This window comes from Treponema sp. TIM-1, assembly GCF_046533115.1.
Lineage (GTDB): Bacteria > Spirochaetota > Spirochaetia > Treponematales > Breznakiellaceae > JAIRMO01.
On record NZ_JAJQRC010000016.1, the window covers coordinates 46,317 to 58,823 of the forward strand.

Below are 12,507 nucleotides of genomic sequence, written 5' to 3' on the forward strand. Positions count from 1 at the left end.
TCTCTGTTTTATCAGGCGGTCTTTCGTCCCCGGAGGATCTCCATAAATTGGATGCCGCTGATGGTCTCCCGCTCTATGAGGAAGGCGGCGATCTCGGCGAGTTTTTCCTGATTTTGCCGGAGCAGGGTCAGCGCTTTTTGGTGACATTCATCGAGGATCCGGGCCACTTCCTTATCCACGTCGGCGCCGGTGGCTTCCGACACCAGGGATATGCTGCGGCCGTCCAGGTACGGATTTTGTACGCTCTCCAGGGCCATCATGCCGAATTTATCACTCATACCGTATTGGGTTACCATACTCCGGGCGAGCTTGGTGGCCCGCTCTATGTCGTTGGCAGCGCCGGTACTTACCTCGCCGAACTCAATTTCCTCCGCCGCCCGGCCCGCGAGGAGGGTGGTGATCCGGGCGAGGAGTTCCGACCTGGTCATCAGGTACCGTTCCTCCTCGGGCATATTCATGGTATAGCCCAGGGCCCCCATGGTACGGGGAACAATGGTGATCTTCTGTACCGGCGAGACATCCGGGGAACGCCGGTCCGATTGCAGCGCCGAAGCCAGGGCATGACCGGTCTCGTGGAAGGCGACCATCCGTTTCTCCTGGGGGTTGAGGATCCGGTCCTTCTTTTCCTTTCCGGCGATGACCACTTCCACCGCCTCCATCAGGTCCTCCTGAAGCACCTCGGTCCGGCCCAGCCGCACCGCCCGCAGGGCCGCCTCGTTCACCATGTTGGCCAGGTCCGCCCCGGTGGCGCCGCTGGTGGCCAGGCTTATCTCCCGGAGCTTCACATCCGGCCCCAGGATGACCTTTTTGGCGTGGACCGCCAGGATCGCCTCCCGGCCGGGAAGGTCCGGGGTTTCCACCACGATCCGGCGGTCAAACCGGCCGGGCCGGAGCAGGGCCTTGTCGAGGATCTCCGGCCGGTTGGTGGCGGCCAGGATCAGGACCCCCTTGGAGGAATCAAAGCCGTCCATTTCCGCCAGGAGTTGATTCAGGGTCTGTTCCCGTTCATCATTTCCCCCCAGATGATTATCCCGGCTCTTGCCGATAGCGTCAATTTCATCGATAAAAATAATGCAGGGAGCGTGTTTGGCGGCCTCCGCAAAGAGGTCCCGGACCCGGCTGGCCCCTACCCCCACAAACATCTCTACAAATTCCGATCCGGAAAGGGAGAAAAAGGGAACCTTGGCCTCCCCGGCCACGGCCTTGGCCAGGAGGGTCTTCCCGGTTCCCGGGGGCCCCACCAGGAGCGCCCCCTTGGGCTGCTTGGCGCCGATCTCCCGGTATCTTTCCGGGCTGTGCAGAAAATCTACCAATTCGGTAAGGCTCTCTTTGGCCTCATCCTGCCCCGCCACATCATTAAAGGAAACCCCGGTATTTTTTTTCATATCGTAATACTTTGCCTTGGACTTTCCCACATTCATCATGCCGCCGATACCGCCGCCCAGATGTTTGGAAAAATTCCGGGTAATAAAATAATAAACCACGTAAAAAATGAGGAGGGGAAAAACCCAACTGGAGATAAAATCCAGAATGGGGTTGGATTGGATTATGGGTTTATAAAAGGCCACCCCTTTGTCGATAAGCCGCTGGGTCAGCCCCGGATCATCCAGACGGCCGGTGTAATAGACCAGGCTCCCCAGGCTGTGCGAAGTTTCGGGATTGCTTTGGAGGATTTGGGCTACCCGGTCTTGATTCGCCCCTTCCGTGAGGGTAAGGGCGATCTGCTCGGTCTCAATCCGCACCTGCTTTACCGCCCCGTCTTCAACCAGTTGAATAAACTGGCCGTATTCGATTTGTACCTTTCTATCGGTCCTCATGTTGGTGACGGCCATGTTAATGACAAAGGTAACCACAATACCGATAATGAAAAAATGAACTATGCTGGGATTGTTTTTAGGCGGACCCTTCTGTCCGTCTTCTGAGGGTACATTCGGTTCCATACCGGACTCCTTGTTTTGAAAACCCCATCGGGCTTTTCATCGGGGATACTTACGTCATCCCCACGGAACCCCATGCGAGGCTCCTTAGACGGCACCGGGCCGCTTGGGTAGGGCAAAAATCCATTCGAATTTTAGCCCTGTTCTTATAATATACTTAAATTTTGAGCTTTAGTGTAATTTTTTTAAAAAAATCCCAAATTTGAATTTGGTACGCTGATTAGACTAAATAAGTCATGTTATGCAGGAAGAATAGGATTAACCACGAACGACACGAACATCACGAACAATAGTAAGAATTTAACCACAAAGGCGAAGAAGGCGAAGAAGTAAGAAGATTAAGAGAGGAGAGAGGAGTTAGAAAGTGTCATTCCTCATTCCTCACTCTTCTCCCTTCTGCGCCTTCGTGGTTTTACCGATATTTTTAGCCCCAAGCTACGAGATGTTTAACCGCCCCTGGCTAAAGGGCCGTCTGCTTTCCCTGTATTTTCGCCCAGGTGTCCCGAAGCCCCACGGTCTTGTTGAAGACCGGTTTAGCCCGGTCATCGGGACCTGGTCCGGCCGGGCCGGTTTCCTGAAGGGCGGTCATATCCTTTACAAAGTAGCCCAGCCGTTCAAACTGGAACCTATCCTCCCCGGCGGCATCAGCCAGGCAGGGTTCGCCATAGGCCCCGGAAATTATTTCCAGGGAATGGGGGTTGAGGTTGTCCAAAAAATTCCCCTCGGGGGGAATCTCCATGGGCCGCTCCTTGGCAAAGAGGTGATCGTAGATCCGTACTTCCAGGGGAACGGCGTTTGCCGCGGAAACCCAGTGTATGGTACCTTTCACCTTGCGGTTGTCCGGCGCGTTCCCCCCCCGGGTGGCCTGGTCGTAGGTACAGCGGACCGCGGTGATCTTCCCCGTGGCCGGGTCCTTATCAAAGCCCGTACAGGTAACAATGTAGGCGTACCGGAGCCGGACCGAATTACCCGGAAAAAGCCGGTGGTATTTGGGAGGAGGCGTTTCCTCAAAATCATCCTCCTCTATCCAGAGTTCCCCGGAAAAGGAGATGGCCCGCTTCCCCATGGATTCATCCTCGGGGTTGTTCACCGCCTCAAGTTCCTCCACCTTGCCGGGCTCCCAGTTTTCGATGATGAGCTTCAGGGGCCGCAGTACCGCCATGACCCGGGGGGAATGTTTGTTCAGATCCTCCCGCAGGCAGTATTCCAGAAAGGCGATGTCCACCATGCTGTCGGTTTTGGCGATCCCAATCTGGGAGATAAAGCTCCGGATAGCCGTGGGGGTATAGCCCCGCCGGCGCAGCCCCGCCAGGGTGGGCATGCGGGGATCGTCCCAGCCGGAGACGTATTTTTCCTGGACCAGCCGGAGGAGCCAGCGCTTGGACAAGACCGTATAGGTCAGATTGAGCCGGGCAAATTCGATCTGCCTGCTGGGGAATACCTCCGCCTCCCGGATAAACCATTCATAGAGGGGCCGGTGGATCTCGTATTCCAGGGAACAGAGGGAATGGGTGATCCCCTCCTTGGCATCCGACAGGGGGTGCTGAAAGTCGTACATGGGGTAGATACACCAGGAATTCCCCGTCCGGTAATGGGTGTCCCGGCGAATCCGGTACATCACCGGGTCCCGTAAAAGCAGATTCGGGCTGGTCATGTCGATCTTGGCCCGCAGGGTCTTGGCGCCGTCGGCAAATTCCCCGGCCCGCATCCGGGCAAAAAGGTCCAGGTTCTCCTCCACCGGCCGGTCCCGCCAGGGGCTGTTCCTTCCCGGGGGTGTTTCGGTGATGTTATTTTTATCCGCCACCGCGGTACCCCGGTATTCGCTGATCTCCTCCTCGGAAAGATCATCCACATAGGCCTTGCCCTTTTTGATGATCTTCACCGCAAGATCGTAGAGGTAGCCGTAATAATCCGAGGCATAGTATTCCCGGTCTTCCCAATCAAAACCCAGCCATTTGATATCCCGTTTGATGGCCTCCACGTAGGAGAGGTCCTCTTTCTCCGGGTTGGTATCGTCAAAACGGAGGTTGCACTTTCCCCCAAATTGCTCCGCCATGGTAAAATCCAGCGCCATGGCCTTGCAATGGCCGATATGGAGCCACCCATTGGGCTCCGGGGGAAACCGGGTATGTACGTAGGTAAAGCGGCCGTTTTTAAGGTCCTCTTTGATGAATTCACTGATAAAATCGGAAGAACCCGAAGGGTCTTTTTCATACTCAGGTTTTGTTTCCATTACGTACTCCTCGGTCCGCCATAGCATAAGATATGGAAATTGACGGGTGGTTTTTTTCAAAATTACTTGTTTTGAAAAGTCTCCCTCTTAAAAATTAGTTAAATAACATATCCCTATCAATAATACGGCCCGTAAACATTCGCGGTCCGAAGCCTTGTCAAGACAGCCTATCTGTCCTCCATACCACCAAAAAAGGCCCATCTGGGAATCAATACGGAAGGTATATTCGGTAAAATCATCCTTATGACTCTGGGCGCCAAAAAAGAGATAGGCCAATTCTTCCAGGATAGTGCCGAAATCTTTAAGGGCCTTAGGGTAATCCCCCGCTTCTATCCCGGCGATAAAACCCGGAAGCCGGTCTAACAGTTTTTCTTTACGGATCTCATCGGACTTTTCAACCCAGGTCTTCTGGATAAGGAGATCCAGGTTGTTCTGAAAATGTCTTAGCAGCTGATGTATGGTTTTGCCGAATTGGGTATTCAGGATGCGTTTATAATCAGCGCCGATACCCAATATTTCGGCAAACTCCTCGGCGGCGGGTATGGCCGGTCCCTGTCCCGGGGGAAATCCCTGGGGAGGGAACAAGGCTTCCGCCACATTTCGGTATTCCGCGGGGAGGGCATTATTTACACCTGGAGGACAAACATGCATACCGTAACCATGCTAAGAAAACAAAAAGATGTCAAGTTCCCGAATGTCCCGGTATTCCGCGGGACCGGCTTACGGATAGGAGTAAATATTTATACAAAAAACATGCAAATTTCCCGGTATTTATGCAAAAATTACCCTTGAATATAATAAGAAAAGTATACTATTGTATAATCACCGCAGGGGTAAAACCCTGCACGAATCACCCCAAATAAAGGAGACATCAATCAATATGAAAAAAATGGTATTTTTGTTTTTAGCGCTGCTTTTGGCAAGCCTGTCCGCCTGTAAGGGCAAACCCGCCGATGAAGGGGAAGTAAGTTCCGGTACCGGGGAAAAGCACCTCATCATTGCCGCTAACCCCGATTACGAGAGTTTTGACCCCGGTATTGCCTATGAACCCTATGGGTCCACCGTTATCCACGCCTGTTATGACAACCTCTTTGAATTTCAGGGTAGCCTGGATAACCTGGTCCCCGCGGCGGCGGAGAGCTATGAAATATCCGCCGACGGCCTGACCTATACCTTTAAGCTACGCCCCAACATACGATTTGTCAGCGGCAACCCCCTTAGCTCCGCGGATGTAAAGTGGAGTTTTGAGCGGGCGATTAACCTCAAGGGCAACGCCGCGTTTATGGCGGAGGGGATCACCGGTATCGAGGCTCCGGACGATTCCACGGTGATCGTCCGTTTAAAAGAGACAAACCCCTCCTTCCCCATTGAGCTTACCTTTGTATTCTTCTCCATCCTGGACAGCAAAGCCGCGGCCGAACAGGGGGCGACCAATGCCCCGGACGCCGATGTCACGGATACCGCCAAAACCTGGCTGGATACCCATAGCGTGGGTTCGGGGCCCTACCAGATCGAGACCTATACCCCCAAGGTTGAGGTGGTCCTGGCCCGGAACCCCAACTATTGGGGGCCGGCGCCCTACTATGACCGGATCACCATCAGCACCGTGATGGATTCCAATACCCAGTTGATGATGCTCCGGGCCGGGGATGCGGATATTGCCTTTAACCTCAGTGCGGAGCAGGTGAAGGAGATCGTGGGGGTTCCGGAGATCACCATCCTGGATGCCCAATCCCTGACCACGAGCTTCCTCCTGATGAACCGGGACCCGGCAATCGGCGGTCCCGTGGCGGATCCCCGGGTTCAGGTGGCGATCCGCCTGGCCCTGGATTACGGAGGAATCCAGGCCTTTGCCGGTCCCGGCATGACTACCCCCCTGGCGCCCTTCCCCGTGGGTCTCCTGGGCTCCCTGCCCTCCGGGGATATTACGGGCTACCCCAAGGTTGCGGAAGCCAAGGCCCTGCTGGCGGCAGCGGGCTATGCCGACGGATTTAGCACCAAGCTCTACGTGCCTACCAATACGGTGGTGGGGGTGGAACTGGTTACCCTGGCGCAAAAACTCCAAAACGACCTCGCCGCCATCGGCATCACCACGGAGCTGGTCCCCGAAAATGTAACCATCTCTTTGGAAACCTACCGAACCGGTCAGCAGCCCCTGGGGCTCTGGTACTGGAGCCCGGATTATCCCGATAACAACAGTCAGCTCGCCTTCCTCCCCGGCAACAGCGTCGGGCTCCGGGCCAACTGGACCGCGGATCAGAACCCCGCCCTGGCCGCCCTGGGAAAACAGGCTGCCACGGAGATTGACACCGCCAAACGGGTGGAGCTTTTTACCCAAATTCAGCAGGCCATGATCGAAGACACCCCCTTTGCCATGCTCCTCCAGCATACCAGCCAGTATGCGGTAAGAACCGGCTTGACTGGGGCGGATTATCTTGAACTGTATCTGCTGGATCTGAAAAGAATCGCGGAGTAGGATTTTTTGGCATGCTGCGTTATCTGGTAAGGAGGCTGGTATTCCTCTTCTTTTTGATGATCGGCATCTCCCTGATTGTCTTCTTACTGTCCCACGCGGTACCCAGCGATCCTGTGGTCGCCAATTTAAGTCAGCGCAATCTGGCGAATGAAGAAATGGTGGCGGCCTTCCGCGCAAAATGGGGGCTGGATAAGCCCCTGTATGTGCAATACCTTACCTATTTAAAAAACCTGCTCCGGGGGGACCTGGGGGTATCCATCCGTACCCAGCGCCCGGTATTTGATGATCTGGTCCGGTATTATCCCGCCACTGTGGAGCTGGCCTGTTTCGGCATCGTCTTTGCGGTGGTTTTTGGGATGTCCTTTGGGGTCATTTCCGCGATTAAGCGAAATACCCTGACGGATCATCTGCTCCGGGGGCTCTCTGTTTTTGGGGTATCGGTCCCTTCCTTCTGGTTCGCCCTGATCCTGCTTTTTGTCTTTTACCTGGGCCTGGGGATAGCCCCCGGGCCGGGCCGGATCGCCGCCCGGGCGGCCGCGCCGGTTTATTGGACAGGGTTTTTTACCATCGATGCCCTGGCCATGGGGAATTTTCCCCTGTTTCTGGACGCCCTGAGCCATTTGGTACTCCCCGGCATCTGCCTGGGGATGTTTACCATGGGGCTTATCACCCGTACCACCCGTTCCAACCTGCTGGAGATCCTCTCCCAGGACTATATCCGTACCGCCCGGGCCAAGGGTTTGGGGGAACGGGCGGTGATCGGCAGCCACGCCCTGGGTAATGCCCTGATTCCGGTGATAACGGTTATTGGGGTGGGGTTTGGAAATCTGCTCAGCGGCATGGTTCTGGTGGAAACCATTTTTGCCTGGCCCGGTATAGGGCAATATGCCTATCAATCCGCCCAAAACCTGGATTTCCCCGCCATTGTGGGGGTATCCCTCCTCATCGCCCTGAACTATGTGATCATCAACCTGGTAATCGACCTTTTGTACGGAATTATGGATCCCCGGGTGAGGTACCAGTAAATGTGGCGTTTGATGCGGCAAAACAAACTATTCGCCGTGGGTCTTACCGTATGCCTTTTCTGGGTGGCCATCGCCCTTATCGCCCCCCTCATCGCCCCCTACGAACCCCTGGCCCAGGATATGACCGCCCGCTTCGCCAAGCCCTGCCGGGAACACCTCTGCGGCACCGACAGCCTGGGCCGGGATGTCCTGAGCCGGGTTATTTGGGGCAGCCGCATTTCCATTGAGGGCGGGGTCCTGACGATCATCTTCGCCTCCCTGGTGGGCATTGTCTACGGCGGAGCCGCGGGTTTTGCCGGGGGCCTGGTGGACGAAATTATGATGCGCCTCTGCGAATTGGTCCAGTCCTTTCCCACCATCATCCTGGCCATGGTGATTTCCACCGCCCTGGGGCCCAGCCTCTTTCATACCCTCCTGGCCATGGTCATCGTCTGGTGGCCCAATTACGCCCGGGTCATGCGGAGCATGGTCATCCAGGTGCGTTCCAACGAGTATGTGGAAGCCTCAAAATCCCTGGGGGCCTCCTCCTTCCGGATCTTCTTTAAAGAGATTTTACCGAACAGTATTGGGGCCATCATCGTATTGGCCACCGTAGACTTTGGCAACGCGATCCTCCTCTTTTCGGGCCTGAGCTTTTTAGGGCTGGGCTCCCCCCCGCCGACCCCGGAATGGGGGGCCATGGTATCCGACGGCGCCGCCGCCCTTACCAACTGGTGGATTGCGGTTTTCCCCGGCCTGGGGATCCTCACCATGTCCATGGGGGCCAACTTTATCGGTGACGGCATGCGGGACCTTTTGGACCCCAAACTCCGCAAAGAGATCTAAGTGCCGGTGCAGCCGGCAGTTAGGCGTGGATTGGTGTGCGTTGGTTTCTTCCCGCGATATTTTCGCTCTATCTCCCCTGTTTTTGCTGTACTCCGTTATTGAAGGCGGGCATTACAAAAATTGAATATTCAAAAAAAGGAAGAACATTTTCTAAATGATATGCTATATTGGTGAGTATACAAGGAGCTTTCTAATAGATGACCGATGATCAAAAACGGGAAGCCGTAGTAAGCAATGATGAACGCTATGATGGTTTATTTTTCTATGGAGTAACATCAACAAAAATATTTTGCCGGCCTTCCTGTAAATCAAAAATACCCCTTAAAAAGAATATGGTGTATTTTGAAAATTTGAAGCAGGCGGAACAGGCGGGATACCATCCCTGCAAACGATGCCGGCCCGATCTTTTGGAATATCACCCCATACAAGAAATTGCCGAAAAAATAAAATTGTTGCTGGACGATCATTATGCGCAGCAAAAAGTTTTGACCATGAAGATGGCGCAGATTGGCGTAACCTATCGTCGTATGATACATATTTTTAAAGAATATTATGGCGTTACACCTAAAAAATATTATGACAATCTGAGACTTGCAGAAGCCAGAAAAAAACTGATAAATACCGATGATACCATTATAGCTATTGCGTATAGTGTCGGTTTTCAAAGTTTATCCGCGTTTTATTCTTTTTTTCGGAGAAATATGAATTCATCGCCGTCAAAATACAGAAAGGAAAATAATCATGGAATACATTCATAGCATAAAATCGCCGGTGGGAATGCTTACCGTATCAAGCGACGGAAAAAATGTTTCCGGACTTTGGATTGAAGGGCAAAAATATTTTTCCAAAACATTGGGAAAAGATGTTCTGGAACAAGATCTGCCCCTATTTGAAAAGGTTGAAAAATGGCTTGCCGTGTATTTTTCAGGCAAAGAACCTGATTTTATGCTGCCGCTTATGCCTCAAGGAAGTCCCTTTCAAAAATCAATATGGAAGCTCCTGGGTAACATACCGTATGGTCAAACAACAACCTATGGGGAAATTGCAAAACAATTTGAACGGGAAAATAAAGACCGTCATACGTCCGCACGGGCAATCGGTAACGCCGTAGGGCATAATCCCATTTCTATTCTAATTCCCTGTCACCGGGTGATAGGCAAAAATGGCAATCTTACCGGATATGCAGGCGGCATTACCATAAAACGCAAACTTTTACAAACGGAAGGTATCAAAACGTAATTTCGCAGCGGTAAAGAGAAAATTGCATTGCGCTAATTGTTTGTATTACAACGAATTAACGATTTTCACCGGAAACCTCGTACCTGGTTCAGCAATTTTCAGTTTCAACAAAAGACAGAAAAACCACGAACCACACAAACCGCACGAACAAAGAAAAGAATTCAGGTATAAATTCCGGAATATCGAAGCAAAAGTTCGGGGTGTTCGAGTGGTTCGTGGTTAATCCTATGCTTCCTGTGTAACATGCGTTACCCGGTGGCAGGCTACCAGGTGGCTGTTCCCCATATCGAGGAGGGGCGGGTCCTGGGTCTTACACCGGTCTTCGGCCCGGGGACAGCGGGTGTGGAAGCGGCAGCCTGACGGCGGGTTGGAATGGGAGGGGACGTCCCCCCGCAGGATGATCCGGTTGACGCCGTTGCCGGGGATCGCCGAATAGAGGGCTTCGGTGTAGGGGTGTTGGGCATTGTCGTAAATATCGTTCTGACTTCCCACCTCCACCAGCTTCCCCAGGTACATGACCCCGATCCGGTTACTCACATGGTGGACCACACTCAGATTATGGGAGATAAAAAGATAGGTCAGGGAAAATTCCCGCTGCAGATCCGAGAGCAGGTTGATAACCTGGGCCTGGATAGAAACATCCAGGGCGGAAACCGCCTCATCACAGACAATAAGTTCCGGGTTCAAGGCCAGGGCCCGGGCAATACCCACCCGCTGTTTCTGCCCCCCGGAAAGCTCATGGGGGTAGCGGGAAAGATGGTAGGAGGAAAGCCCCACCCGGTCCAGGAGAAAGGCGATTTTTTGCCGTTGTTCCGCATGGGTACCAACCCGGTGAATACGGAAGGGTTCCAGGAGTATGTTGCCCACGGTGATCCGGGGGTTCAGCGAAGCACTGGGGTCCTGAAAGATAAACTGCATCTTTTTCCGGAAATTTTTCAGCCTTCGCCGCGGCAGGGCGGTCAAATTCTGACCGTCAAAATACACCTTCCCCCCGTTAAGGGGGTAGAGGGAAACCAATACCCGCCCCAGGGTGCTTTTACCGCAGCCGCTTTCCCCCACCAGCCCAAAGGTTTCCCCCCGGCGTATATCAAAACTCACATCGTCCACGGCCTTAACATACTGTTTGCTCCAGGGACGCCCCTCTTTCAGGGGGAAATATTTGCGGATCCCCTCAGCCCGGACCAGGACATCATCGGATGTACGTGTTTTTTCCATAAACCGTCCTCTACTCGGTTAAACCTATACTGCCGTCTGCGGGAATAGGCAGCGGACCAGGTGATCTTCCCCCACCGGAACCAGGGGGGGCTGGCTTCCGTTACATTCCTCCCGGGCGTATTTACACCGGGGGGAAAAGGCGCAGCCCGGGGGCATGGCAAAGGGACTCGGCACGGAACCTTCGATGGCAAAGAGCCGTTCCCGGGTTTTGGAGATCACCGGGATGGAAAAAAGGAGCCCGGCGGAATAGGGATGCAGGGGCCCCTTGAACAATTCGGCCACCGAACAGGTTTCCACGATTTGCCCGGCATACATCACCGCCACATGGCTGCACATCTCGGCCACCACCCCCAGATCATGGGTAATCAGGATGATGGCGGAATTGATCTCCTGACGCAGTTCCTTCATCAGCTCCAGAATCTGGGCCTGGATGGTTACATCCAGGGCGGTGGTGGGTTCGTCGGCTATCAACAGCTTGGGTTTACAGGCCAGGGCCATGGCGATCATCACCCGCTGCCGCATCCCCCCGGAAAGCTGGTGGGGATACTCCTTTAAGCGCTGTTTGGGGGAAGGGATACCCACCATGGTCATCAGCTCCCGGGCCCGTTCCTCCGCTTCCTTTTTGCTCAGGCCCAAATGGAGGATCAGGGGCTCCATGATCTGTTTGCCGCAGGGGTGGATGGGGTTAAGGGAGGTCATGGGCTCCTGAAAGATCATGGCGATCTCGTTGCCCCGGATTTGGCGGATCTCCTCCTCCGGCAGGATCAGGATATCCCGGCCGTCAAAGGTGATCCGGCCCCCCAGGATCTTTCCCGGCGGACTGGGGATGAGCCGCATCAAGCTCAGGGCGGTTACACTTTTCCCGCTGCCGCTTTCCCCCACCAGCCCGAGGGTATCTCCCTTCTCCAAGTTAAGAGACAGACCCCGGACCGCCTGATGGATACCCTCCAGGGTATAAAACTGTACTTCAAGGTCATTGATGCTCAGGAGCGGCTCCATAAATACCCCAGCTTACTCTTTAGCCCTATTTTTGCTGTTTGTCAATGTGTTGTCGTTAATAAGTGATAAGTTCACCCCCTATAGTAACGAGGGAAACGTTCACCCCCCTCGGGTAAGATAGGAGGATGAAGTATATGATGAGCACGAAAGAGCTTGCCCGACTGACGGTAATTAAGGGCGCGATAGACGGGGCCTACACGGTAACGCAGGTGGCCAGGAAACTCGGTATGAGTACCCGATGGGTAAAGAGCCTGAAAAAAGCGGTGAGGGAACAAGGTGATGGAGCGGTCATTCATGGGAACGCCGGGAGACACCCCGCAAACACGACTGACGAAGGGATACGGAAAAAGATACTCGCCTTGAAAAAGAGCGAGCCATACCAGCAAGCGAATTTTACCCACTTTAGAGAACTGCTGGAGGAACGCGAGCAGATACAAATCAGCTATACCACCCTGTCCGCTCTACTGAAAGCGGCCGGTATTGCCTCCCCCAAGACCCGCCGAAGCGCGGGGGAACGACGGACGATACGGGAACGGCGGGCGAAGGCAGGGGAACTCG

The 12,507-nt window shown here is 54.0% G+C and carries 11 protein-coding genes; 6 read left to right on the forward strand and 5 right to left on the reverse strand.

Annotated features, from left to right (window positions below):
• Positions 1–11: 11 nt before the first annotated feature.
• The 3 genes from ftsH to LQZ21_RS08245 all read right to left on the reverse strand — a co-directional run bounded on the left by ftsH (position 12) and on the right by LQZ21_RS08245 (position 4,821).
• Positions 12–1,940, reverse strand: coding sequence for an ATP-dependent zinc metalloprotease FtsH (gene ftsH / locus LQZ21_RS08235; RefSeq protein WP_411043803.1), 1,929 nt, complete (start codon positions 1,938–1,940; stop codon positions 12–14).
• 457 nt (positions 1,941–2,397) lie between these two features.
• Positions 2,398–4,170 (reverse strand): glutamine--tRNA ligase/YqeY domain fusion protein, encoded by a 1,773-nt coding sequence (locus tag LQZ21_RS08240; RefSeq protein ID WP_411043804.1) that lies wholly within the window; start codon positions 4,168–4,170, stop codon positions 2,398–2,400.
• A gap of 87 nt (positions 4,171–4,257) precedes the next feature.
• Positions 4,258–4,821 carry a hypothetical protein gene (locus LQZ21_RS08245; protein ID WP_411043805.1) on the reverse strand — a complete coding sequence of 188 codons (564 nt, stop codon included), beginning with the start codon at positions 4,819–4,821 and terminating at the stop codon, positions 4,258–4,260.
• Between the two features lie 229 nt (positions 4,822–5,050).
• Here LQZ21_RS08245 and LQZ21_RS08250 point away from each other — a divergent pair, with 229 nt between their 5' ends.
• The 5 genes from LQZ21_RS08250 (at position 5,051) to LQZ21_RS08270 (ending at position 9,735) form a co-directional block, all read left to right on the forward strand.
• Entirely contained in the window at positions 5,051–6,646 is a 1,596-nt protein-coding gene (locus tag LQZ21_RS08250) for an ABC transporter substrate-binding protein (RefSeq protein WP_411043806.1), read from the forward strand.
• Between the two features lie 11 nt (positions 6,647–6,657).
• Positions 6,658–7,671, forward strand: coding sequence for an ABC transporter permease (locus tag LQZ21_RS08255; RefSeq protein WP_411043807.1), 1,014 nt, complete (start codon positions 6,658–6,660; stop codon positions 7,669–7,671).
• Positions 7,672–7,683: 12 nt separating this feature from the next.
• Positions 7,684–8,496, forward strand: a complete 813-nt coding sequence (locus LQZ21_RS08260; protein WP_411043808.1) for an ABC transporter permease — start codon at positions 7,684–7,686, stop codon at positions 8,494–8,496.
• A 197-nt stretch (positions 8,497–8,693) separates the two neighbouring features.
• Complete coding sequence (locus LQZ21_RS08265; RefSeq protein WP_411043809.1) at positions 8,694–9,254, forward strand: bifunctional transcriptional activator/DNA repair enzyme AdaA; 561 nt, start codon at positions 8,694–8,696, stop codon at positions 9,252–9,254.
• On the forward strand, positions 9,238–9,735 hold the full coding sequence (locus LQZ21_RS08270) for a methylated-DNA--[protein]-cysteine S-methyltransferase (RefSeq protein ID WP_411043810.1): 498 nt from the start codon (positions 9,238–9,240) through the stop codon (positions 9,733–9,735). Before LQZ21_RS08265 ends, LQZ21_RS08270 begins: the two co-directional genes overlap by 17 nt.
• A gap of 225 nt (positions 9,736–9,960) precedes the next feature.
• On the opposite strand, the gene LQZ21_RS08275 is transcribed toward LQZ21_RS08270, so the two are convergent.
• Positions 9,961–10,950, reverse strand: a complete 990-nt coding sequence (locus tag LQZ21_RS08275; RefSeq protein WP_411043811.1) for an ABC transporter ATP-binding protein — start codon at positions 10,948–10,950, stop codon at positions 9,961–9,963.
• 24 nt (positions 10,951–10,974) lie between these two features.
• Positions 10,975–11,949: an ABC transporter ATP-binding protein gene (locus tag LQZ21_RS08280; protein ID WP_411043812.1), complete on the reverse strand. Its 975-nt coding sequence runs from the start codon at positions 11,947–11,949 to the stop codon at positions 10,975–10,977.
• 134 nt (positions 11,950–12,083) lie between these two features.
• Between LQZ21_RS08280 and LQZ21_RS08285 the strand changes: the two genes are divergently transcribed.
• A partial coding sequence (locus tag LQZ21_RS08285) for a helix-turn-helix domain-containing protein (protein ID WP_411043813.1) occupies positions 12,084–12,507 on the forward strand: 424 nt, incomplete at its 3' end.